22 protein-coding genes are annotated in these 23,238 nt (G+C 43.6%); 16 read left to right on the top strand and 6 right to left on the bottom strand.

Annotation, left to right across the window (positions count from 1 at the left end):
- Positions 1 to 41 precede the first annotated feature (41 nt).
- From DR864_RS26700 to DR864_RS26690, 3 genes are all read right to left on the bottom strand, one after another.
- Positions 42 to 1,064 (bottom strand): sensor histidine kinase, encoded by a 1,023-nt coding sequence (locus DR864_RS26700; RefSeq protein ID WP_114069829.1) that lies wholly within the window; start codon positions 1,062 to 1,064, stop codon positions 42 to 44.
- Between the two features lie 71 nt (positions 1,065 to 1,135).
- Positions 1,136 to 3,643 carry a glycoside hydrolase family 95 protein gene (locus DR864_RS26695; protein WP_114070495.1) on the bottom strand — a complete coding sequence of 836 codons (2,508 nt, stop codon included), beginning with the start codon at positions 3,641 to 3,643 and terminating at the stop codon, positions 1,136 to 1,138.
- A gap of 38 nt (positions 3,644 to 3,681) precedes the next feature.
- A complete protein-coding gene (locus tag DR864_RS26690; RefSeq protein ID WP_114069828.1) occupies positions 3,682 to 4,464 on the bottom strand; it encodes a rhamnogalacturonan acetylesterase in 783 nt (260 codons plus the stop codon).
- A 155-nt stretch (positions 4,465 to 4,619) separates the two neighbouring features.
- On the opposite strand from DR864_RS26690, the gene DR864_RS26685 reads away from it, so the two are divergent.
- From DR864_RS26685 to DR864_RS26620, 14 genes are all read left to right on the top strand, one after another.
- Positions 4,620 to 5,849, top strand: a complete 1,230-nt coding sequence (locus DR864_RS26685) for a nuclear transport factor 2 family protein (RefSeq protein ID WP_114069827.1) — start codon at positions 4,620 to 4,622, stop codon at positions 5,847 to 5,849.
- 178 nt (positions 5,850 to 6,027) lie between these two features.
- A complete protein-coding gene (locus DR864_RS26680; RefSeq protein WP_114069826.1) occupies positions 6,028 to 7,197 on the top strand; it encodes a 1-deoxy-D-xylulose-5-phosphate reductoisomerase in 1,170 nt (389 codons plus the stop codon).
- 6 nt (positions 7,198 to 7,203) lie between these two features.
- Positions 7,204 to 7,779: a Uma2 family endonuclease gene (locus DR864_RS26675; RefSeq protein WP_114069825.1), complete on the top strand. Its 576-nt coding sequence runs from the start codon at positions 7,204 to 7,206 to the stop codon at positions 7,777 to 7,779.
- A gap of 4 nt (positions 7,780 to 7,783) precedes the next feature.
- Positions 7,784 to 8,374 carry a Uma2 family endonuclease gene (locus DR864_RS26670; RefSeq protein WP_162794145.1) on the top strand — a complete coding sequence of 197 codons (591 nt, stop codon included), beginning with the start codon at positions 7,784 to 7,786 and terminating at the stop codon, positions 8,372 to 8,374.
- A gap of 69 nt (positions 8,375 to 8,443) precedes the next feature.
- Positions 8,444 to 9,751, top strand: coding sequence for an RIP metalloprotease RseP (gene rseP / locus DR864_RS26665; protein WP_114069823.1), 1,308 nt, complete (start codon positions 8,444 to 8,446; stop codon positions 9,749 to 9,751).
- A gap of 103 nt (positions 9,752 to 9,854) precedes the next feature.
- Entirely contained in the window at positions 9,855 to 10,343 is a 489-nt protein-coding gene (locus tag DR864_RS26660; RefSeq protein WP_310587573.1) for a DUF6702 family protein, read from the top strand.
- Between the two features lie 120 nt (positions 10,344 to 10,463).
- Complete coding sequence (gene rpmI / locus DR864_RS26655; RefSeq protein ID WP_114069821.1) at positions 10,464 to 10,658, top strand: 50S ribosomal protein L35; 195 nt, start codon at positions 10,464 to 10,466, stop codon at positions 10,656 to 10,658.
- Positions 10,659 to 10,812: 154 nt separating this feature from the next.
- Positions 10,813 to 11,157, top strand: coding sequence for a 50S ribosomal protein L20 (gene rplT, locus DR864_RS26650; protein ID WP_013930989.1), 345 nt, complete (start codon positions 10,813 to 10,815; stop codon positions 11,155 to 11,157).
- A gap of 122 nt (positions 11,158 to 11,279) precedes the next feature.
- Positions 11,280 to 11,726: an HYC_CC_PP family protein gene (locus tag DR864_RS26645; protein WP_114069820.1), complete on the top strand. Its 447-nt coding sequence runs from the start codon at positions 11,280 to 11,282 to the stop codon at positions 11,724 to 11,726.
- A gap of 78 nt (positions 11,727 to 11,804) precedes the next feature.
- Positions 11,805 to 12,374, top strand: a complete 570-nt coding sequence (locus DR864_RS26640) for a helix-turn-helix domain-containing protein (RefSeq protein WP_114069819.1) — start codon at positions 11,805 to 11,807, stop codon at positions 12,372 to 12,374.
- A gap of 139 nt (positions 12,375 to 12,513) precedes the next feature.
- A complete protein-coding gene (locus tag DR864_RS26635) occupies positions 12,514 to 13,044 on the top strand; it encodes a DUF3347 domain-containing protein (RefSeq protein ID WP_114069818.1) in 531 nt (176 codons plus the stop codon).
- A gap of 56 nt (positions 13,045 to 13,100) precedes the next feature.
- On the top strand, positions 13,101 to 15,314 hold the full coding sequence (locus DR864_RS26630; protein ID WP_114069817.1) for a multicopper oxidase domain-containing protein: 2,214 nt from the start codon (positions 13,101 to 13,103) through the stop codon (positions 15,312 to 15,314).
- Positions 15,315 to 15,343: 29 nt separating this feature from the next.
- Positions 15,344 to 17,599 (top strand): TonB-dependent receptor, encoded by a 2,256-nt coding sequence (locus DR864_RS26625; RefSeq protein WP_114069816.1) that lies wholly within the window; start codon positions 15,344 to 15,346, stop codon positions 17,597 to 17,599.
- A gap of 41 nt (positions 17,600 to 17,640) precedes the next feature.
- Positions 17,641 to 17,994: a heavy-metal-associated domain-containing protein gene (locus DR864_RS26620; protein WP_114069815.1), complete on the top strand. Its 354-nt coding sequence runs from the start codon at positions 17,641 to 17,643 to the stop codon at positions 17,992 to 17,994.
- 60 nt (positions 17,995 to 18,054) lie between these two features.
- Here the strand turns inward: DR864_RS26620 and DR864_RS26615 are convergent, their stop codons facing one another.
- The gene (locus DR864_RS26615; RefSeq protein WP_114069814.1) at positions 18,055 to 20,514 is read right to left on the bottom strand and encodes an alpha/beta hydrolase-fold protein; all 2,460 of its coding nucleotides are present in this window, start codon (positions 20,512 to 20,514) and stop codon (positions 18,055 to 18,057) included.
- Positions 20,515 to 20,676: 162 nt separating this feature from the next.
- On the opposite strand from DR864_RS26615, the gene DR864_RS26610 reads away from it, so the two are divergent.
- Positions 20,677 to 20,868 carry a cold-shock protein gene (locus tag DR864_RS26610; RefSeq protein ID WP_114069813.1) on the top strand — a complete coding sequence of 64 codons (192 nt, stop codon included), beginning with the start codon at positions 20,677 to 20,679 and terminating at the stop codon, positions 20,866 to 20,868.
- 40 nt (positions 20,869 to 20,908) lie between these two features.
- Here DR864_RS26610 and DR864_RS26605 read toward each other — a convergent pair whose 3' ends face one another.
- Both DR864_RS26605 and mce read right to left on the bottom strand, forming a co-directional pair.
- Entirely contained in the window at positions 20,909 to 21,619 is a 711-nt protein-coding gene (locus DR864_RS26605; protein WP_114069812.1) for a lysoplasmalogenase, read from the bottom strand.
- Positions 21,620 to 21,675: 56 nt separating this feature from the next.
- Positions 21,676 to 22,080, bottom strand: a complete 405-nt coding sequence (gene mce / locus DR864_RS26600) for a methylmalonyl-CoA epimerase (RefSeq protein ID WP_114069811.1) — start codon at positions 22,078 to 22,080, stop codon at positions 21,676 to 21,678.
- 211 nt (positions 22,081 to 22,291) lie between these two features.
- Between mce and DR864_RS26595 the strand changes: the two genes are divergently transcribed.
- The gene (locus DR864_RS26595) at positions 22,292 to 23,176 is read left to right on the top strand and encodes an inositol oxygenase family protein (RefSeq protein WP_114069810.1); all 885 of its coding nucleotides are present in this window, start codon (positions 22,292 to 22,294) and stop codon (positions 23,174 to 23,176) included.
- Positions 23,177 to 23,238: the final 62 nt, after the last annotated feature.

Genomic DNA, 23,238 nt, shown 5'->3' with positions numbered 1-23,238 from the left:
ATAATTTTTAAGTGGAACAATAGAAACGGTAAATGCACGGTTTAAGGTGTACTTACTGTTGTGATTGAAAAACTCAAAGACGCCACAAAATAGCCATTTTCTCTTTCAGTACGCAGTTCATAGCCCTCTGGAAATAACAAATTTAAACGCTTCTGTAAATTTTCCAGTCCCCGCCAACGGCCTTTTGAATCTTCAAAAACCGTGTTTTTTACCTGAAAATACAGTTTTTCAGGCGTAACAGCCACAATAATTACGGCTTCATTATTGGGGGTAGTTTTATCCACTCCGTGTTTAAAAACATTTTCAACAAACGGAATCAATAACATCGGCGGCACGAGTATCTGCGGATTCGGGGGGGTGATTTCGAACGAAATATTGACGGGAAAACGAAGTCGAATTTGTTCTAGCTCAACGTAATTTTGCAGAAAAGTAAGTTCATTTTGCAGCGGTACAAGGTCTCTAGGCGCTTCGTCCACAAAGTACCGCATGATGTCTGAAAGTTTAGCAACCACGGCTGGTGTTTGGTCCGATTTGGCCACGGCCAACGCATAAATATTATTGAGTGTATTGAACAAAAAATGCGGTTGCACCTGCGCTTTTAACAAATTCAACTCACTCACTATCTGCTGACTACGCAACTGTTCTTGACGTTGTAATAAGGCTACATAATCAAACGCTACGCGTAGCATTACCCCAAAAAGCGAAGCAAGGAGCTGGGTGATAAAGACAAACGCGAAATGTTGAAAGGTGAAATCGTAAAAACGGTGATGTCGCAAACGTAAAAACAACGCTTCATACTCCACGTACATACGAAGTATAACTATCCCCAAAAGCACACCGATGGAAAGTACCAGATAAAATCCGTAGTCATTTTTTTTAAAATATCGCGGAAAAAGCCAATGACTTTGTATGTAAACCGCCATGAGATAAAAGCCCACGTAAATCGTTGCGCTCGTGATTCCTGAAGCCCAATCTTCTACTTTCTGAACGCCGTAAAACACCAAAAACAGGTACAGCGTCAGCCAAAGCAAAGCCTGAATAAAAGTAAAATTGGGTTTGCGCATGGTAAATCAGTAAAAAGAAACGTCGCCGAGATTCAAAACCTCGGCGACGTCAATATACGGAAGTTGAACTTCTAATTTACGCCCAAGATGTAAATCTTATTCTTCTCTGTTGTCAAATCGTACACAAATCCGCTTCCTTCGGGGGTAGTGGTTTGGTATTTATTTTCAAACACGGCATAAAACGAATTAGGGTTTTTGCCCTTGGCTGGCTGAAGTTTGGCATTCGTCAGCGCATTGGGCAGTTTCAATCGACAATTGCCGCCCAATGCTGATTTAACGATTAAACGCGTGATTTTTCCGTCTTTCCACACCATGTCAAGTTCAAAACCACCCCGCGCTTTCAGGCCTTTTACTTCACCCGTGGCCCATGCGTCGGGCAAGGCAGGCAGCAAATTAATTAACCCATCCTGGCTTTGAAGCAACATTTCTGCGATGCCTGATGTACCCCCAAAATTCCCGTCAATCTGAAACGGCGGGTGTGCGCAAAATAAATTGAGATACGTGCCGCCCCCTTTGGCATAGTCAGTACCTTCTACGCCCGTCACTTTGAGCAATTCACGTAAAAGTTTGTAGGCGTGGTTGCCGTCGTGGAGTCGTGCCCAAAAGTTGATTTTCCAAGATTTGCTCCAACCCGTACCGCCATCCCCGCGCAACTCAAGGGTTTTGCGGGCGGCATCTGTAAACTTAGGCGTCCGCAGGGGAGAAATATAACGCCCAGGGTGCAGTGCAAACAGGTGCGAAACATGACGGTGTTCCGGTTCCTGATCCTCCCAATCTTTGTACCATTCCTGCAAATTTCCTTTTTTACCAATCTGCAATGGAAACAGGTTTTGTAGTCTTTCTTCCAAAGTCTTGCGTAACTCTGCGTCAACTTTGAGGTGTTCGGCTGCGTGAATAACGTTCGTAAACACATCGTAGACCAAAGCCATGTCCATCGTAGTGGCCACCGAAACGGATTGTTTTACGCCTTTGTCAGTAATAAAAACGTTTTCTGGCGAGGTAGAGGGCGACGTAATCCATTTACCATTGGCATCTTTGACCAACCAGTCCAAACAAAACTGTGCGGCATCACGCATAAGCGAATAGGCGTAGTTTTTTAAGTAGGATTCGTTGCCCGAATACACATAATGCTCCCACAAATGCTGACTCAACCAAGCGCCGCCCATGGCCCAGTTGGCCCACGACGGACTGCCTTTGCCTTTATCGCCCACGGGATTGGATGCCCCCCAAATGTCGGAATTGTGGTGAACTGTCCAGCCACTCATACCGTAAAAATTCTTGGCCGTTTCGCGTCCCGTTGCGGCAGCGCCAGCCATCCAATCGGTAAAGGTGGTATGCAACTCCGAAAGATTGGCGGCTTCGGCGGGCCAATAGTTCATTTGTGCATTGATGTTGGTGGTGTAATTACTGCTCCACGGCGGACGTGTCATGGGATTCCAAATTCCTTGTAAGTTGGCAGGAATGCCGCCAGGCCGTGAACTCGAAATCAACAAATACCGACCAAAATCAAAATACAACGCCTCCAATTGCGGGTCATTACCCATTTGCGCGTAGCGAACCAACCGCGAATCCATCGGCAGAAATGCCGCTTCGCCCGATTGTCCGAGTGTTAGTTTTACCCGATTAAAATACTTCTGATAATCGGCGATATGCGCTTTCCGAATCAAGTCAATTGATTTGGCTGACGCTTTTTTCAGATACGATTCCACCAACGCTTTCTCATCTCGTCCTTGGCTATCGGGACATTTGTCGAAGCCATTGAAACTGGTAGCGGCAGTAATGAGCAAAATAGCTTCTGTGGCGTTACTGATGCTGATTCCCGATGTATCGGCCGTCACTTTCCCGTCGGTGGTTTGCACCTTGATGCGCCAATCAAACCGCATTCCTTTGCATCCCGACGGGTCTTCATAATACACAGGTTTGGCATTATAATTCACATAATTAGGATCAGCATGAGCGGGCGCTTTTCCGCGCATACTGAGTTCATTTTTTCCCGTTATTTGTTTAAGCAACGGATGTGGGCTTTTGGTAGAAGCCGAAAAATTTAATTTTCCTTTTTGCGAAGCCGTTAGACGAAGCACAATCACTTGATCGGGTGCTGATACAAATAACTCGCGGATGTAGGTAACGCCCTCAATCGTAAACTGCGTGTGTGCCGTGGCATTTTGTAGGTCCAAATCACGAAAATAAGCACTGGGTTGCGCGTCAAAAGGCTGTTTTATGAGCAAATCACCCAAGGGCTGATAGGCTTCCGTATAAAGGCCCTGAATCTTTTGCAATTCTTTGGAAGCCGTTTCGTACTCCTCCCGCTTCAGTGCTTCCCGCACCGCTGGCAAATGTTTAATGGCATCAGGATTGGGATTTTTCTCCACGGGGCCGCCCGACCAGAGCGTTTCTTCGTTCAGCTGCAGCAGTTCTTCATTGACCCGACCAAACGTCATAACACCCAATCGACCGTTTCCTACCGGTAACGCCTCGTTCCAGTTACGGGCGGGTTGTTTATAATGAATGGGGGCTTGAGCAAAGACGTTGCATAGCGGTAAAAGACATAAGACAAGCGGGAAAAAGCTTTTTTTCATGCAGATTGTGATTAAAAAATCAGTTAAAAACAGCAGCATTATTTTTTCAAATACTGTTTCAGAGAACATTTTTTCAGAGATTTCAACCCTTTTACCACTGAGGCGGTGTTTAGTTTCGCCCCTGCTTCATTGGTATGGGTATTGTCTTTGAGGGTAAAGAATTCAGTCTTGACTTTCTCCTCTCCCAAGGCTTCATATTGGGGCACAATCAAGCCAAACAAATCAATGTAAAACGCCCCGCCGGAGACGGCAACGGCTTCGGCCCATTGACGATGCCCCGCTTCTGAAGTGGCTATTTTGCCTTCTCTCCAACTGTTGCGCGGTACGGGCGAACAGATAATTGGAATCGCTCCTTTGGCTTTGGTTTCGGCCACGTACTTGCGCATATACCAACCATAGCTATGCACAATCTCGTGCTTTTTGGTCAAAATATTATCAATTTCTTCAGTTTCTTCTCCCAATCCCTTGATGGTTCCTCGGGCGCGGGTTGAGTCGTTGATGGCGCTGTTGTCATTGTGGCCAAACTGCATGATTACAAAATCACCAGGCTTTAGGTTGGTCAGAATTTTATCCCAACGCCCTTCTGTGATAAAAGTACGACTACTACGCCCTCCAATGGCGTGATTTTCGAGGTGTATCCGGGTCGTGTCAAAATGTTCATGGAGAAAACTTCCCCATCCCCACATGTTATCTTGCCCTTTGCCAGAACCATTTTTAACGGTCGAGTCGCCAATAATGTACAGGGTAGGTTTGGGAGACACGGCGGCGATGATTCCCCAGAAAAGGAGAATAGACGCAAACAAAGAGTAGATAGTTTTCATGGTATTTTTGGTACAAGTTTTTGTTAAAATATTGTCTAAACACTCCCGTACTTCCCTGCCCCAAAACGGTCGAAAAAAAGCGGGTAACCGTCGAAAAAAATAGCCTTTAGCACCAATTTGCTAGAATTTTGGGTTCTCATTTATTTATAAAGCCCATGAAAACGCCCCTTTTACTATTGATTACTTTATTCTTTTCCTTCTTGTCGATTTACGCCCAAAAAACAGACCGACAATTGGCCGAAGAAACTCTTAGGAACTACATGGACGGAGGCACCTACGGCGATACGGTCAAAATGATGGCCGTTTTTCATCCCACAGCCACCATGAAATTTGTTGACAAAAAGACGGGTACTTTTCGGGATGTACCCATAGCGCAGTACCTAGACAGTGTGCGCCGCAACGCTGGCGTAAAGTCAAATCGCCAAACCCGAATCGTTTATCTTGACATTATCGGTACGGCGGCCCACGCTAAACTCGAACTTGATTATCCAACGTTTCAATTTATTGATTTCTTTAATCTGCTTAAAACAGATGGTCAATGGAAAGTCGTAAGTAAGATTTTTTATCGTCTTGATAAAGCCCCTTTGCTTGCAAAGGATACCATTTCAACCAACGACGTGTTTGGCTTTGCACTTGCCCCGGGTGAGCAGCAGGCCTATTTTGTCAAATCCTACGGTGGGCGTGATTCGTTGCATTTGTTTGAAACGCAAAAAAAGAACGGCCAATGGACAATACCGCAAAAAGCCTCTTTTTCGGGTAAATACAAAGACATTGACCCTGCTTTTTCACCAAGCGGCAACGTATTGATTTTTAATTCCAACCGACCAACGACCACCTCCGACAAAAACCTTGATTTTAATATTTGGGGAATCCGCAAACAGAGTCAGGGTTGGTCCGAGCCTTTTTCCTTGGGAACGGTTGTCAACTCCGATTCCAGCGATTTTTATGCTACATTGGCGGCCAATGGTAACTTATATTTTACCTCTCTTAGACTGGGTGGATTGGGAGGAACCGACATCTGGCGTTCGGTGTTTAAGAACGGCGTTTATCAAAAACCTGAAAATTTGGGGAGTATCATCAATTCCCAGAAGGGAGAATCCAACCCTTTCATTTCTCCCGACGAGAAATACCTGATTTTTTTATCCGATACGGAGGGAGGTTTGGGCGACAGCGATTTGTATATATCCTTTCAACAAAATGGTCAATGGAGCATTCCCCAAAACCTCGGGCCTGACATTAATACGCCCCTCGCCGAATTTGCACCTTCCCTTTCTCCCGATGGCAAAACGCTCTTTTTTGGGCGCATTAAGCGCGGTAAACCCCAAGTAGAAAACATTTATTACGTGAATGATTTTGATAAAATAGTAGCGCAATTCCTAAAATAAAAGTTCTGACAATCCTTCTCTTTACTTTTTTTACATTCACTTGTAAAACCTATTGCGTTTGTGGTGGTTTAAAAATGTACACAAACCACCACGAACGCAAAATTTATACTGACTTTCGGCATCAGCACTTAAAAGCGAGAAGAATGTGTAATTTTGCTCACGATTATCTGCTTACTGCATGAAGTTCCCTCAAAAACATTTAGCCATTCTCGGCTCAACGGGTTCCATCGGAACCCAAGCCCTCGACGTAATAGCCGCCAATCCTGACGCCTTCTGCGTTGAGATTCTCACCGCCCAAAACAACGCTGAATTACTGATTCAGCAAGCGGGAGAGTTTCGCCCCAATGTGGTCGTCATTGCCAACGAAGATTTATATGACAAGGTTTTCGACGCCCTCGACCCGCTAGGTATCAAAGTCTACGCGGGTTCGAAAGCTATCGCAGATGTGGTTCAAATGGACACCATTGATACCGTTTTGACTTCAATGGTGGGGTATTCAGGACTGATTCCGACCGTCAAAGCCATTGAAGCGGGCAAACAAATTGCCCTCGCCAACAAAGAGACCTTGGTCGTAGCGGGCGAATTGGTGACGGCCCTAGCCCAAAAGAAAGGCGTCAGTATTTATCCCGTGGACTCCGAGCATTCAGCGATTTTTCAGTGCCTTGTGGGTGAATTTCATAACCCCATCGAAAAGATTTTCTTGACTGCCTCAGGGGGACCATTTCGTGGAAAAACCCGCGATGAGCTACTGCACGTGACCAAAGCACAAGCCCTAAAACATCCCAATTGGAGTATGGGGGCTAAAATCACCATCGACTCTGCCTCGCTGATGAACAAAGGGCTAGAGGTGATTGAAGCCAAATGGCTATTTGGATTAGATGTTTCACAAATTGAGGTAGTGGTGCATCCGCAAAGCATCATTCATTCCATGGTGCAGTTTGAGGACGGCAGCATCAAAGCCCAAATGGGCCTACCCGATATGCGCTTGCCGATTCAATTTGCGCTCACGTATCCGCACCGCCTGCCCGCTGATTTTCCTCGGTTCAACTTCGCCAATTATCCCGCGCTGACGTTTGAACAACCCGATTTGAAAACTTTTCGTAATTTGCAATTCGCTTTTGACGCCATCGAGCGGGGCGGAAATATGGCCTGCATCGTCAACGCCGCCAATGAAATAGCCGTAGCAGCTTTCCTTCGCGACGAGATTGGATTTCTGGAAATGTCGGACCTTATCGAAACTTGTATGCAACGCATGACGTTTATACAACAGCCAACGCTCGATGATTACATCGAAACCGACGCCGAAACCCGAAAAGTAGCCGAAAATTGGGTCAACATTCATATTTAGGAGATTATGCAAACACCGGTGCTGATAAAAATGGGGGATTTAATGACAGACGAGGAGTTTTTTACTTTTTGTCAGTTGAACGATACCCTTGACTTTGAACGCGACAGTGAGCGCAACATTATTTTTATGTCACCAACAGGCTCTTCCACCGGAAATACCACTTCTACCATTTTGGGTGAACTTTATTTTTGGAATAAACAATCAAATCTTGGCTATTGCTTTGATTCATCAACTGGATTTCTGATGCCAAATGACGCCGTTCGTTCACCAGATGCGGCTTGGATAAAAAAAGAACGATGGGAAAAGCTCACGACGGAACAGAAAGAAAAATTTGCGCCGCTTTGCCCCGATTTTGTGGTGGAAGTTCGCTCCAAAACTGATTCTCTGAAATATTTACAGGAGAAAATGAAGGAATACCTTGCTAACGGATGCCGTCTGGGATGGCTCATCGACCGTTTAGAAGAGAAAACGTACATTTATCGTCTAGATAAAGACATTGAAACGGTAGAGACGTTCGAGTTTGTCCTCCATGGTGAAGAGGTTCTGCCTAATTTTGTCTTTGATCTTAAATGGATTCAATAAAATAATGCCTCAAGTCTTAAACATACCCACCATGGATACCATGAACGACGATGAGTTTTTCGCATTTTGCGAAGCCAATCGCCCTAATGGAATGAACTTTGAGCGAGACAAGTACGGTCATATTATTTTTATGTCACCAACTGGAAGTATCGGCGGCTATAACGATGGCGAAATCTTTGTTGAAATAAAGCTTTGGAATAGAAAGAAAAACAATGGTATTGTATTCCCCTCTTCTACTGGCTTTACCTTACCCGACAGTTCGATTAGATCTCCCGATGTAGCGTGGATTCGTCGCGAACGCTGGGAACAGGTACCGCATGAGTTACGCAAAAAATTTGCGCCAATTTGCCCCGATTTTGTCGTAGAAGTTATTTCGGAATCAGATACCTATAATGAACACGAAAATAAGATGCGGGAATGGATTGCCAACGGCTGTCGCTTGGGTTGGTTAATAGATTCCAATGAGCAAGCCTACATGATTTTTACTCCTCAGAATACCAATCCTGACAAACAACCGTTTGGAATTATCAACGGCGGTGATGTGTTAGAAGGATTAGCGATTGATTTGAGAACCGTATTTGAAGACATAGGATAAAAAAACGGCGTTAAAAAAAAACCGACGTTGCCCAATAAAAAAAATTAAACAAACTCATAAAAGCACAGAATGGAAATTTTAGTAATGGTCGGGCAGTTGATTTTAGGACTGTCAATTTTAGTTGGATTACACGAATGGGGGCACCTTATCACTGCCAAGATATTTGGAATGCGGGTCGAAAAATATTTCATTGGATTTCCCCCTAAAATATGGTCAATTAAACGCGGTGAAACAGAATACGGCGTAGGAGCGATACCATTGGGTGGATTTGTGAAGATTTCAGGCATGGTCGATGAATCGTTGGATACCAAAAATTTATCGGCCGAACCCGAGCCTTGGGAGTTTCGTGCCAAGCCCGCCTGGCAACGCCTTATTGTGATGCTCGGTGGTATTATTGTCAATGTCATTACGGGTATCATTATTTTTGTAGCCATTACGTACTATGAAGGTCACGATTATATTGCGACCAAAGACGTAAAATACGGAATCGTTGCGCATAAATTAGGTCAGGAAATCGGCCTCCGTACGGGCGATAAAATCGTGGCTATTAATGGTAAATCGTTTGATGACTTTTCGGAGGTCCGCAAAGTATTTCTAGAATCAAACAGTTATTATACCGTTGAACGCGGCGGCGAAAGAGTCGACGTTTACGTGCCCAATGATTTCATTGAAAAGGTCAGCGACAAGAAAAATGCGAAGGAGTTTATCGACCCTATTTTTCCTTTTACGGTGCGCGAACTGGTTCCAGGGATGCCCGCCGAAAAAGGTGGATTGAAGCCTGGCGATAAAATCGTCAAACTCAACGAAACACCGATTAATTTTTACCACGAAATTCAGGATGCCTTGGATAAATCCAAAGGTCAAACGGTTACGCTTTCGGTGGTCCGTGGGGGTCAAACCCTGCCCTTATCGGTCAAAGTTTCTCCAGAAGGCACAATTGGGTTTTATCCCGAACAAATCTTGAATATCACCCATATTGATTATTCTTTTGGCGAATCGGTGGTGGTAGGAACGGGCAAGGCATTTAGTGTAGTAACGGATAACATTCGCGGCTTCGGTAAGATATTTCGCGGAGAAGTTTCTCCTTCAAAAGCCCTCAGCGGCCCCATCGGTATTGCGCAAATGTTTGGCGGTGTTTGGGACTGGAGCCGTTTTTGGTTCTTGACTGGACTTTTGTCAATGGTTTTGGCCTTTATGAACATCCTGCCGATTCCAGCCTTGGATGGTGGGCACTCCGTCTTGTTAATTTATGAAATGGTCACTGGCCACAAACCTTCCGACAGCTTTCTGGAAGGTGCCCAAAAAGTCGGGATGGTCATTTTGCTGGCACTGATGGTATTTGCTTTTGGCAATGATATATTCAAATTGTTTAGATAGTAAAGTGAAAAAAACTCACCATTTAAAAAATCACGCAGAGATGCAAAAGAGCAATGCATTAGGAGTTATAATGAATCATGACTTTGCTGCTTTGCGCCTTTGCGTGATTAAATCTATATCATTTTCAGTACTTTTTCTTTTACTTTCTTTTCGCCTTCACGATTTCCATACCAGCATCACTCGGATGGATTATAATGCCAAGGAAAAAGCCTTTGAAATAAGCATTCGAGTCTTTACGGACGACCTAGAAAAAGCCCTCGCGAAAGACAATAACGGACAAAAGATTGTTGTGGTCAATAACGACAAAAATGACCCGTTGGTAGAAAAATACATCCGCAAGCATTTTGCGTTGGTTAGTTCACAGAAACAGAAAAAGGCGTATTCTTACGTTGGCAAAGAACAAGAAGCCGATGCCACATGGATATACATTGAAATCCCCAATCAGGAAGCAGTCACGGGGTTTTCGCTTCAGAATACCATCATGCACGACCTTTTTGATGACCAAATCAACTTGGTAAACCTCAATTATCAGGGTCAGAAAAAGTCTTATATCTTCAAAAAAGACGACACTACGCTGGCTTTAGGGATTTAAAGGCCCAGCATCTGCAAGGTTGACACTTAAAATCAAATACTTCGTTGTATTTATAGCAGCAAATCACTACCTTTGCGCCCCAAAACTTTACTTTTTTAGTATCTTAAACGATTCAGTATCATGCCTAAAGTAAAAACACACTCAAGTGCTAAGAAGCGTTTTAAGCTTACCGGCACCGGGAAAATCAAGCGTAAGCACGCTTTCCACAGTCACATTTTGACTAAAAAATCAACAAAACGTAAGCGCAACTTGGTTGGCTTTACGCTGGTTGATGACACAAACCTTGACCGTGTCAAATTGATGCTCAAGATTTGAGTTAACTGTTTGAACGTTAATCGTACTTTTTTTTACAATTAACGACTAACTTTTAACAAAAAGTGCGCAAGCACAGGTTCATTGTTTCACCCGATTGTTGGTCTAAAAAGTGCTTCAACAGAGGCCACCAACCGTCAAAAAACGTTTAAAAATTATGCCACGTTCGGTAAATCACGTCGCTTCGCGGGCTCGCCGCAAAAAAATCTTAAAACTGGCCAAAGGTTACTATGGCCGTCGTAAAAACGTTTGGACCGTTGCTAAAAACGCCGTTGAAAAAGGGCTTGTTTATGCATACACTGGTCGTAAACACAAGAAAAGAAATTTCCGCGCGTTGTGGATTCAGCGTATCAACGCTGCTGCTCGTCAAGAAGGATTATCTTATTCTGCTTTGATGGGTAAAGTTCACGCCGCTGGTATCGAACTGAACCGTAAAGTACTTGCTGATCTTGCAATGAATCACCCTGAGGCATTCAAGGCAGTAGTCGAAAAAGTAAAGTAGTACACAAAAAGCGGGGCAAACGTCCCGCTTTTTTTTTGAACAAAATTCTTCTTTCCGACGTTTTGGTATTACCTGTAAGACTTATTATCTTTACTTCGTCTTTCAGTATCTGTTAGAAACAAATGAAAACATTGCTCCGCAAAGCGCTCACCTTATTCATGGCCTTCGTTGTACTCACCGCGAGTATGGGCTTTGGTGTGGTCGAGCATCACTGCCTTATGCGGGGAAAATCAATCCAACTGGCCGCTTTACAAAAAGAAGGCGTAGCTGCTTGTGGACAGAATAGCACAAAATCCCCTGTTTCTAACCAAACTTCTTTCCAAAAACAAGATTGTTGCGATGACCAACAAAGCTACGAAAACGTAGATGTGTCGTCGTCAGTCACCCAATGGGTTGCCAAGTTTTTGCAGATTATCAGCGATGCTGTCATTGGTGCTTTGGTGGCAGTGTTTAAGTCAATCCTTGCATTTTTTGTTGCAAGTCCCGAATCATCTGCTTCATTATCTTCCTTCTCCTCCCTATTTCACGGACGTACACTGCTTTCGTTCGTCCAATCTTTTTTGATTTAGAATAAACTATCTTTTTGTTCTCGTAAGCAATCGCCTTACGGGCTATTGGTGTTTATGTCTAATCCAACTGATTGAACAATGCCTGTATTATTTCATATCAAAAACATGGTCTGCGACCGCTGCAAGATGGTGGTTGAAGATTCATTCAAAAAAGTCGACGCTCAAGTAGTGAGTACTGAATTGGGCGAAATCCAAATCGCCGAAAATTTAAACCCTTCTCAATTAGAAGAACTTGATATTTTACTGAAACAGCACGGTTTTGAATTGCTGGACGACAGACAAAGTCGCGTGGTAGAGAAAATCAAGAATGCAGTTATCGAACTGATTCACAATCTGCAACCCGAGCATTCCAAAAGCAATTTTTCAGATTATTTGTCTGACAAACTGAACCGTGATTACAGCGGGTTAAGTACGTTGTTTTCTGTGCACGAAGGCAGTACCATTGAGCAGTATATCATTCGCCAAAAAATTGAGCGGGTTAAGGAGCTTTTGATGTATGATGAGCTCAGCCTAAGCCAAATTGCTGATGAATTACAGTATAGTAGCGTAGCACATTTGTCTAATCAATTTAAAAAAGTAACGGGCCTTACACCTAGTCAATTCAAACGGTCTTCGGCAAAAAATCGCCTGTCTTTAGATCATGTTTGAGTTTCCAAAATGATGTAAAACGTTGAGATAATTGTGTAACGGCACCTTGAAATTGGCCTTCTACCTTTGTATCGCCATAAAAACGACGTAAAGCCTGTTTAGGCCTTACCATATTAATTTTAAACTAAACAAATAAAACATGAAAAAGGCATTTGTTTTCTTCCTCCTTATTTTTCATTCCTTATTTATTATTAGCCATGCTCGGACAAATATTCTTTTGAGTTACTCTCCGGCAAATACCGATGTAAAGGCCCAAATCAACGCCTTACTGGCCAATTATTACGGAATGAAAGACGCTTTGGTAGCTACCGACGGCAAAGCCACCCAGCAAAAAGCCAACGATTTTTTGAAGGCATTTGCTCAAATTGATATGGCCAAAATGACCAAAGAACAACACAATTTGTACATGCCATTGGCGTCAAAGATCAAATCTGAGGCGGAAGCTATTGCTAAAACCCCAGATGCAGAACAACAACGCACCCATTTCAATGATTTATCCAATAACCTCTTTGCGGTTATAAAGGCATTAAAAATCAACGAAAAGCCTGTGTATCAACAGTATTGCCCAATGAAAAAAGCGTATTGGCTTAGTGATAATTCGGCCATCAAAAATCCCTACTACGGCAAAATGATGCTAACGTGTGGCAAAGTGACGGAAACTTTGCAATAGTTTTCAAGGCAAATTCATATCCTCCCAAATTTTAGCGTTGCTCCTGAGCTTAATCAATGAATATCTCTCAAAAAATAGGACTGCTAATCATAGCGTTGTTGGTTTTCTCGGAAACTTTCGCCCAGAAAACCATCCGTTATGACCTGTTTGTAAAAGATACCGTTGTGCATTTTTCGGACAAATCCAAAAGAGCCATTGCCGTCAATGGGCAAATACCCATGCCCACCCTGACTTTTACCGAAGGCGACACCGCCATGATTTATGTGCATAACGAGCTAAACGAAGAAACCTCTTTGCATTGGCACGGTTTGTTTTTGCCTAATCAATACGATGGGGTGCCTAACTTGACCCAAATGCCCATCAAACCTCATACCACACATTTGTACAAATTCCCTATTATTCAGAATGGCACACATTGGTATCATAGCCATACAGGATTACAGGAGCAAATCGGCATGTATGGGTCTATGATTTTAGAAAAGCGAGTGAATGATTCAACGTTTAGGAACAACATTGATGATTTGCCGACCCTTCCCATCATTCTGAGCGAGTGGACAGACATGAAGCCTGCCAACGTACACCGAATGTTACACAACGCCACGGATTGGTTTGCGATTCAAAAAGGTACCACTCAAAGCTACGCAGAGGCCATCAAACAAGGCTATTTGAAGACAAAAGTGACCAACGAATGGAAGCGAATGAACGCCATGGACGTGAGCGATGTCTATTACAATAAATTTCTCATCAACGGAAAAAATGAAACTCAGCTTACGCAATTTAAAGGGGGAGATAAAGTTCGATTAAGAATCTCAAATGGTGGAGCATCCACTTATTTTTGGCTTACCTATGCGGGTGGAAAGATAACCGTTGTGGCCAACGACGGCAACGATGTAGAACCCGTTGAGGTGGACAGATTAATCATCGCCGTTTCCGAAACTTACGACGTCATTGTTACCCTTCCTGCCGAAAACACTTCCTACGAATTTTTAGTAACCTCAGAAGACCGTACCAAATCTGCATCCTTGTTTTTGGGTTCAGGAAATAAAGTAAAAGCCCGCCCATTGCCCAAGCTCGCCTATTTTGAAGGCATGAAAATGATGAACGGTATGATGAAAATGAACGGAGATTTGGACGACATGGGCATGAGCATGAGTCTAAATCAGATGGATATGAACATGGTCATGTATCCCGAAATTATGGGAACTTCATCTCCAGACAAGGGGGCAGATAATCACAACATGACAGAATCACCAGCGATTGTTACGCTGAATTATGCCATGTTGAAATCACCGATAAAAACCAATTTACCAAAGAACGCTCCAATTAAAGAATTGCGTTTTGAATTGTCGGGCAATATGAACCGTTACGTTTGGAGTTTAAACAATAAAGTGGTTTCTGAAAGCGACAAGATTTTAATAAAAAAAGGCGAAACGGTTCGGATGGTGCTTTACAATGGTTCTATGATGCGCCACCCTATGCACTTGCACGGACACGATTTTAGGATGCTCAATGGACAAGGTGAGTACGCCCCCCTAAAAAATGTCATTGACATCATGCCCATGGAAACCGACACCTTGGAATTTGCCGCCACCGAAAGCGGAGATTGGTTCTTTCATTGCCACATACTTTACCACATGATGGCAGGAATGGGGCGGGTTTTCAGTTACGAAAACAGCCCAAAGAACCCCGAAATACCCAACCCTAAGTTGGCACAACGAAAACTATTCGCAGACGACAGGATGTTTCATCTAATGGCTGAAAATGCCTTTGAAACTAACGGAAACGATGGAGAGGCCATGTACTCAAATACCCGTTGGAGCATTGGCACCGAGTGGCGCTTGGGCTACCACGACAAACACGGCTACGAAACCGAAACTCACATAGGCCGATACATCGGTAAAATGCAATGGTTGATGCCGTTTATTGGTTTTGATTGGCGGTATAGAAAATTGGGAATAGATGGGCAAGAAAAAAACATATTCGGTCAAAGCAATACCAAAGATAACAGAGCAGTGCTTAGTCTTGGCATGAATTATACGTTACCCATGCTTATCATTGCCCAGGCCGAAGTCTTTACCGATGGCAACATTCGCTTTCAATTAGAGCGCAAAGACATCCCCATCGGTAAACGCCTGAGAATGAGTCTAATGTGGAACACCGACAAAGAATACATGGCAGGATTTCGGTATATCATAAATAGGAACGTAGGATTCTCCACCCATTACGACAGCGATATGGGCTTTGGAGCAGGTTTCACTCTTAATTACTAAATAGTTTTTGATACTAGACAATTTTTGAAATGAAGACAAAAATATTCATTCTTTTTATACTCATTATTCATCATTCACTATTCAATCTCACAAACGCCCAACGCGTAACGGGAACGGTATTTGAACGAAGTGAAGCAGGTAAAAAATCGGCTTTGGTAGGGGTAAATGTGTTTTGGGCGGGTACTGCACTGGCAACTGTTACCGATACCATTGGGAAATTCGACATTGCCCGGGCTGCAAAATCAAACAAATTGGTTTTGAGCTACATAGGCTTCAAAACTGATACGATAAAAGTTACTTCCGAAAGTAATTTTGAGATTGTGATGAAGCCCGAAGGCCAACTCAGCGAAGTGGTGATACGCGGTTCATCTTCCCAAATTGACCGCATGAACCCGATTCAAACCGAAATCATCACGACCAAAGCCTTGGCCAAAGCAGCGTGTTGTAATTTATCGGAAAGTTTTGAAACCAACGCATCCGTATCGGTCAGTTACAGCGATGCCGTGACGGGTGCCAAACAAATTCAATTTTTAGGATTGGGTGGGCAATACGTCCAAACCAACGTCGAAAACGTACCCACCATTCGTGGGTTAGCGTCTACGTTTGGGATGAGTTATATTCCAGGCACTTGGATTCAGTCCATTGATGTGGCCAAAGGGGCAGGCTCGGTGGTCAATGGCTACGAAAGCATGACGGGTGCCATCAATGTAGAACTCGTAAAACCCGATGCGCGCGAGAAACTGTATTTCAACACCTACGTCAATCATTTAGGGCGCGGCGAAGTTAACCTGAACCTCAATCGAAAATTATCCGACAAATGGGCTACGGGCTTTCTCACCCACGCCAGTACATTACAAAATCGTGTCGACAACAACGGTGATGGCTTTCTGGATTTGCCACTTTATACCCAATTCAACGGTATCAACCGCTGGCAATACAAAAGCGACAAAATGATGGCACAATTTGGGGTTAAAGCGCTCTATGAAGACCGCTTAGGCGGTCAGACAGGGTTCCGCCCCGACGAACATCGCGGAACGGCCAAATTCTATGGTTTCGGAAATAAGACCAATCGAATTGAGCTTTTTTCTAAAACCGCCAAATTGTACCAAGATAAACCCTACAAAGGCTTAGGACTGGTATTGAATGCCTCACTGCATAACACGGACTCTTACTTTGGGTTTGTCAATTATGACGGTCGGCAACGGACCCTTTATGGAAATTTGATTTATCAATCCATCATTAACAATACAAATCACCAGTTCAAAACGGGCATCAATTACTTGCTGGATGATTATCGTGAGACCTACAAAGACAGCCTCATGACGCGCACGGAATCGGTTCCAGGTGCATTTTTCGAATATACTTATAACCACTTGGATAAATTTACGCTCGTGGCTGGTTTGCGTGCCGATTACCACAATTTGTTTGGTGCTTTTGCCACGCCGCGCCTGCACCTACGCTGGCAGCCTTGGGAAAACACTACCTTACGGGTGTCGGGGGGACGCGGTCAACGCACGCCAAATGCTTTTGCTGAGTACTATGGATATTTAGTAAGCGGACGTACGGTTCGTTTTTGGGGACAAAAAATTCAGCCCGAAGTGACTTGGAACTACGGCCTCAGCCTCACCCAAACCTTCCATTGGTTTGATAAACACTGGGATTTGGTGCTCGACTATTACCGTACCGACTTTCAAAATCAACTCATTGTCGACACCGACCACGCCACACCGTTGGCTTCGCACTTGTATTTTTACAATTTAAAAGGCAAATCTTTCTCCAACAGCTTTCAGATTGAGCTGAATACCCTATTATCTAAACGTACAGAGGTAAAATTGGCATACCGTTTGTTTGACGTATGGCAAACGATGGGACAGCCTTTCGGAAATTCTGTATTACAACAACGCATGATGGTACCCCGCGACCGGGTATTGTTCAACATTGGGTACAATCTTCCGTACGACAAATGGAAGTTGGATTTGACCGTCCAGTGGAATGGCCAAGCGCGCATCACCGATCCGATGCAATCATTGCAGGCAACCATTGACCGCAAGCCTATGCCGATTTTGTATTCACAATCGTTTATGAATATAAATGCGCAGGCATCACGAGCGTTCAAAAAGTTTGAGGTTTATCTGGGAGGGGAGAATTTGGCCAATTTCAAACAACCCAACCCCATTATCCACGCAGAGGACCCCTTCAATAAATATTTTGATGCTGGTCAAACTTGGGGGCCCGTGGTTGGCCGCATGATTTACGCTGGCATCAGGGTAAAAATCAAGGATTAAGAACATTTTTAACTAAAATTTACACATAAATCAATTAAGCAATGAAACAGTTAACATTCGTATTCTCGTTAGTTTTGACAATCGTTTTTGGCGCAGTAGCCAACAAACCTGGTAAAGACAAAGAGGTAAAAATCAAAACCTCAGCCGTTTGTGAAATGTGCAAAGAGCGCATTGAGAAAAACTTAACCCTCAGTAAGGGCATTACGGAGGCCGTTTTAAATCTGGAAGATAAAGTGGTAACCGTCAAATACAACCCCAAAAAAACCGACGAAGCACAGATCCGTAAAGTGATTACCGAAACGGGTTACGACGCCGACAATTTGGTATGCAGCCAAACTGCCCACGACAAATTGCCAGAGTGCTGCCAAAAAACAAGCGAAGCACATTCGCACTAAAAATCAAAAAAGCCCTTTCAATAAAATGAAAGGGCTTTTTAATGTATATTCAATTCAAAACTATTGCGCTTTTACCGCATCCACTTTGGTAATTTGCCAATTTGTATCAAAAAAGCCTGCTTGTTTTACGCCTTTGGTGCCTTCTTTCAGCATATCCGCTCCGAAGATAAAGTAGTCAGGGAAACCACTCCCTCCTGTAAAATATTGATTTGACTCGGTGGCCAGCATTCCTGCCAAACCAGAACCCGCCACAACCGCCACCGAAGCAACGGGGCTGTCGGGACGCGGATAGGTAAAGTAAGCCGCCAAATCATCGCCTGCGATTTGCTCCTCTCCTATTTTGATACTTCCTCGCTGGATTTGAATCGGACTTTGGCTCAACAAAGTAGACCAAGCACCGTTTGTGGTGGCATTCCCGAATAAAACCACACCACGGTCAGGGTAAGCGGCAGGAGTAAACTCACGGTCAGGAATGACATCAACGGCACCGTTGCCGCGATAATACCAAGTTTCAGCGTCATAACGGGCTTTGTTGTACGCCCATTCATTTTCCTCTTTGGTCCCAGTTGTTCCATACACAAACACCATGCGGTGATTAAAAGCGGCCTTAAATGTACCGTTGCGGTGCGAGCCTCGTTGGGCCAATGCTGGTTTTTCGGCCGCTTCCCACTTTTCCTTTTTTGTAAAATACAGTGGCTTCTCATCCAAAACGCAGGCGGCGCATACTACTGTTTCGTCCACTGTTACTTTGAAGGTCTGACCTTTGGCAAACGCCCCCGGCATTATCATTACGGTACGGGCATTGTCGGTGGTAATGATGACACTTTTGTCATTGACATTTCTTTTGGCTTGAATCCGGCTGTAATTGAGCGGAGTTTCCTGTTGCTCAATGCCCGCCCATAAATAATTGGCCGAAATGGCTGGATTGGCCGTCGTAAAATCAATCACATCCTTTTCTTCGGCATTTTTGCTGCGATGCCATTTAAAAAAGTCAAACAACGCAGGCCAATCTACGCTGTGATCGCCGTACCAATGCGAGCCGTTAGGATATTCATAATATGAAAAATCGTTGTGAAAAGCCCCCAATACTTTACGCATAGTACGCGCATATTCTACCGAAACGGTACGGTCGGCATCTCCATGCAACACATAAATGCCGCTGGCTTTATAATTTGAGGCCAAAGCCATTACATTGCTGGGATTGCTGGCCCGAAGCAGCATTTTTTCCATTGGGTTGGTACTATTTTCAGGAATCTTCCCATCGGCAGAGCCGTAGCCCATCAGCGTCGGATACCCCGCACAAGGTGCAACTCCCGCCCATTTTCCAGGATACGTTGCCCCCAAATACCACGACCCATGCCCACCCATCGAGTGGCCCGTCAGATAAATTTTTTGGGGATGCGGTTTAAATTTCTTTTGCGCCACCTCCAACACTTCCAAGGCATCAATTCTTCCCCAATCTTCCCAATTAAATCCCCGTGGCCGGCGATTGGTGGGCGCAACCAAAGTGCCCCAATCTTTTGGTTTGTAGGCTCTTGCTTGCCCAATTGCCTCAACGCCCGCACCGTGTACCGACAAAAACAGCGCAGCGGTATCCGTTTGCCCACCTTTTTGGGGTGCCACCCCGAAATACTGAACGCTTCCATCAATGCCGCTAATAAAGGTATTGCTGTAATGTTCATGGGCCGCAACCGCCTGCAATTTAATGGTACTTTGGTCAACGGTTTTGCCGTTTTGTAGTAGGGTAAGTTCACAGGCAACATCGCCTTTTTGCTGGACCGCACTCGCATCCATTCTGAAACCTACTTTTCGGGAATTCATTGCCGAAACCACAGGAACCTCAGAAATCATTTCTTTTCCCTGAATAACAGCCCGAATTTTCAAATTTGCCAATGGTTTTTCGGTCAAATTAAACAACACAATTCCTCCCAAAAGTTGTCCATTGTTTTCTGAGAGCACCACATTAGGCAAGGTTATATCTGGAGTGCTTAACTGAATATTCTTTTCGGAAAAAATCAACTCTGCCGAAACACCCTGAAAGCGTCCGCCCATCCCCACTCTTACCAAAACCTCGTTCAGTCCTTTCTTCAGTTTGACGGGACTATACATATACCCATAGCGATTTGCATCTCCACCTCTAGGAACCCCATTAAAATACAGCCCAGCGTGACCTGCCACGTGCAACAACGCCACAGTTTCTTTGGGTGAGGTATAGGTCAGGTATAAATACCCATTTGTCAGAGCATTGTGCCGAAACCGATGCGAAGTGTCGGTGGCGATACGTTGCCATTTCTGCTCTTTTCCTTGCTCATCAGTCAAAAAGGCCTTCCCCTCAGCAGGTGTCTGGAAAGTTTTGCGAATCAATTGGTAGGTTAATTGGTCAGTATAGATGGCTTCTCTCCCGTATTGGTGGCAAGGTCCAACCGCGAGTCCCTCTTTGAAAGGCACTACAGTTTGCGTAAAACCAAAATGAACGATAAACAAACCGCCAAAAATCAGTAAGTAAAGAGCTTTTTTCATGCGAGTGGATAGTTTTTAATATTTTTTAAAATAGAAACAAATATAATTTTTTTGCAGACAACATGAACGGTAGTATGCTTTCAAATAAGAATAAAAAATAATTTGTAGGATATGTAAATAATTAACCGTACTTTTATAGCCTAATACTTTAAAGAAAAGATAATGCAAGAAGGCGTAGTAAAATTTTTCAATGATACCAAAGGATTTGGTTTTATAACTCCATCAAATGGAAGCCAAGACATTTTTGTCCACGTAACAGGTCTTACTGAAGACATTCGTGAAAATGACAACGTGTCTTATGATGTCGAAAATGGTAAAAAAGGCTTAAATGCAGTTAACGTAAAAGTTATCTAATTTTATTCATAAAAATCATTCTGTAAGAAAGCCGCTTCCTTCATTGGAAGCGGCTTTCTTTTTTGATGATTCCCCACACAATCAACCACTGAGCCGCGCTATAAGTCGTCATGACAAAAAGCGTTGAACCCTCAAAACGATGTAGGAACTTATTAACCGCTATTCCAGAATCAGACGCAATAAATAAAACAGCCCCCACCAAAACCCAAGCGTAGCTTGCTGAATTTACAGAGCCTTTTCGAAGTACCGCTGCCGCCCCCATCGTACAAAGGCAAATTGAATAAGCCACCACTGGAATCCATAACCCCTGTTTATCAGCAGATTGCGTTAAGGGAGGATGTAAAATCACCAAAAAAACCAGCGCGTATAGTGCAAACGGTAACGTCAACCACCACCACGTTGAACGTAGCTGCGCTTTTCCTGTTGGGGTCAATGTCTTACTAAAAGCAAGGATATAAAAAATCTGCATGACCAAAAAAGAACCTAAACCCGCCACAAACAGGTCTTTTCCACGAACCATTAAAAACACATCTCCACCCAGACCAAACCACATCCCTATCCATAGCCAAGGGTATGAAGCCCGATATTCAAATGTCCAAAACAGGAGTGAGAGCATGATAAGGGGTTTAAATAAATAAACGCCCTGCCAGAAACCAGCATAGCCAGAAGCAATTTCGGCCACCACAATAACCAAAAAAATAAGTAGTTTTAAACGCATAAAATCTGTCAAAAAAGTTAAGAAAATTAACATGTAGGGGCTGGGTTTACCTCTGCCCTTGTGATTTTAGGCATAGATACCCCCTACCCCTACGGTTGTTCCTGACAAAGTTCAATCAATACTCCGTTGGTGCCTTTAGGATGCAGAAAACACACCAATTTATTGTCAGCGCCTTGTTTTGGAGTTTTATTTAACAGCACAAATCCCTCTTTTTCAAGCCGTTGCATTTCAGCTAAAATATCGTCTACCTCAAACGCAACATGGTGGATTCCTTCGCCTTTTTTTTCAATAAATTTTGCAATGGGACTATCGGGATTAGTCGCTTCGAGTAGCTCAATTTTTGTTTGGTTAATTTTAAAAAAAGAAGTTGTTACTCCTTCAGACTCCACAGCCTCATGTTTATAAGGCACAGTATTAAAAAGTTTGGAAAATAATTCGTCAGAAGCCGCAATATCTTTGACCGCTATTCCGAGATGTTCTACGTTAACAAACATAATTTTATCTTTTTTTTACAAAGCTAGATGGATATGGAAAATAACCATCAGATGCGACAAATCTAACTAAGGTTTTCCTCTAATTTTTGGGGTTAAATTATTTCAAACGTTTGCATATATCTTTTGCAGAAAAGGTTTATTTCTTAAAAACTTAATAATGTATATTTGTTGAGTTATAAGCGACAACTCAAATTATACCTTTCATATACTCATGAACGCAACGACTTTCAGCAATTCCGAGATAGCTCCTTTGGCAAGTTTAGATGAGTGGGAAGACGATCTTTTAGTTCGTTATCCCGACCCTGACAGCATCGCACAGGCCAAAGCCAAAGAAGAATTCCGCAATTATGACACTCCCGCCCGCGACACGGTGACGGAGTTTTATCGCCTCAATCACAAGTATCAGACCTATGACTTTGTGATGGAGAAAGAGAGCGACTTCCTTAAGTTTGACAAAAAGGAAATGACCTTGTGGGAATCGTTTGATTTTCTCAATACGTTGGTCGATGATTCTGACCCCGACATTGACCTTGATCAGCTTCAACACTTGCTCCAAACCTCTGAAGCCATCCGAGCCGATGGTCATCCTGATTGGTTTGTATTAACGGGTTTATTGCATGACATGGGAAAAGTGCTTTGTCTGTTTGGAGAACCACAATGGGCGGTAGTAGGTGATACTTTCCCGGTAGGTTGCAAGCATTCAGACAAAATCGTTTTCCCTGAGTTTTTCGACGCCAACCCCGATGCACACGATGAGCGTTATAACACCAAATACGGCGTGTATGAACCCAATTGCGGCCTACGCAACGTACACATGTCGTGGGGGCACGATGAATATTTGTACCAAATGACCAAAAATCATTTACCCGAGTCGGCGTTGTATATGATTCGTTATCACTCGTTTTATGCACAGCACCGCGAAAATGCCTACACGCATTTGATGGACGAGCATGACCACGAATATTTCAAGTGGGTAAAAGTTTTCAATCCTTATGATTTATACACGAAGTCACCAAAGGTTCCAAACTGGAAAGAACTTCGTCCATATTACGAAGATTTAGCCGCTAAATATTTACCAGCAACGCTTAAATTTTAAATTTAGTCGGCAGTTTGCAGTTGACAGTAAGCAAGAATTAATTCATACCTTTCTGCAAACTG

The organism is Runella rosea (assembly GCF_003325355.1).
GTDB lineage: Bacteria > Bacteroidota > Bacteroidia > Cytophagales > Spirosomataceae > Runella > Runella rosea.
The sequence above is the reverse complement of the archived record's forward strand: the minus strand, read 5'-3'. Positions and strand labels throughout refer to the sequence as shown.

Bases quoted from the DNA above. Each gene is read 5' to 3' on its own strand.
- DR864_RS26700 (WP_114069829.1), bottom strand. From the start codon at position 1,064: ATGCGCAAACCCAATTTTACTTTTATTCAGGCTTTGCTTTGGCTGACG.
- DR864_RS26695 (WP_114070495.1), bottom strand. From the start codon at position 3,643: ATGAAAAAAAGCTTTTTCCCGCTTGTCTTATGTCTTTTACCGCTATGC.
- DR864_RS26690 (WP_114069828.1), bottom strand. From the start codon at position 4,464: ATGAAAACTATCTACTCTTTGTTTGCGTCTATTCTCCTTTTCTGGGGA.
- DR864_RS26685 (WP_114069827.1), top strand. From the start codon at position 4,620: ATGAAAACGCCCCTTTTACTATTGATTACTTTATTCTTTTCCTTCTTG.
- DR864_RS26680 (WP_114069826.1), top strand. From the start codon at position 6,028: ATGAAGTTCCCTCAAAAACATTTAGCCATTCTCGGCTCAACGGGTTCC.
- DR864_RS26675 (WP_114069825.1), top strand. From the start codon at position 7,204: ATGCAAACACCGGTGCTGATAAAAATGGGGGATTTAATGACAGACGAG.
- DR864_RS26670 (WP_162794145.1), top strand. From the start codon at position 7,784: ATGCCTCAAGTCTTAAACATACCCACCATGGATACCATGAACGACGAT.
- rseP (WP_114069823.1), top strand. From the start codon at position 8,444: ATGGAAATTTTAGTAATGGTCGGGCAGTTGATTTTAGGACTGTCAATT.
- rpmI (WP_114069821.1), top strand. From the start codon at position 10,464: ATGCCTAAAGTAAAAACACACTCAAGTGCTAAGAAGCGTTTTAAGCTT.
- rplT (WP_013930989.1), top strand. From the start codon at position 10,813: ATGCCACGTTCGGTAAATCACGTCGCTTCGCGGGCTCGCCGCAAAAAA.
- DR864_RS26645 (WP_114069820.1), top strand. From the start codon at position 11,280: ATGAAAACATTGCTCCGCAAAGCGCTCACCTTATTCATGGCCTTCGTT.
- DR864_RS26640 (WP_114069819.1), top strand. From the start codon at position 11,805: ATGCCTGTATTATTTCATATCAAAAACATGGTCTGCGACCGCTGCAAG.
- DR864_RS26635 (WP_114069818.1), top strand. From the start codon at position 12,514: ATGAAAAAGGCATTTGTTTTCTTCCTCCTTATTTTTCATTCCTTATTT.
- DR864_RS26630 (WP_114069817.1), top strand. From the start codon at position 13,101: ATGAATATCTCTCAAAAAATAGGACTGCTAATCATAGCGTTGTTGGTT.
- DR864_RS26625 (WP_114069816.1), top strand. From the start codon at position 15,344: ATGAAGACAAAAATATTCATTCTTTTTATACTCATTATTCATCATTCA.
- DR864_RS26620 (WP_114069815.1), top strand. From the start codon at position 17,641: ATGAAACAGTTAACATTCGTATTCTCGTTAGTTTTGACAATCGTTTTT.
- DR864_RS26615 (WP_114069814.1), bottom strand. From the start codon at position 20,514: ATGAAAAAAGCTCTTTACTTACTGATTTTTGGCGGTTTGTTTATCGTT.
- DR864_RS26610 (WP_114069813.1), top strand. From the start codon at position 20,677: ATGCAAGAAGGCGTAGTAAAATTTTTCAATGATACCAAAGGATTTGGT.
- DR864_RS26605 (WP_114069812.1), bottom strand. From the start codon at position 21,619: ATGTTAATTTTCTTAACTTTTTTGACAGATTTTATGCGTTTAAAACTA.
- mce (WP_114069811.1), bottom strand. From the start codon at position 22,080: ATGTTTGTTAACGTAGAACATCTCGGAATAGCGGTCAAAGATATTGCG.
- DR864_RS26595 (WP_114069810.1), top strand. From the start codon at position 22,292: ATGAACGCAACGACTTTCAGCAATTCCGAGATAGCTCCTTTGGCAAGT.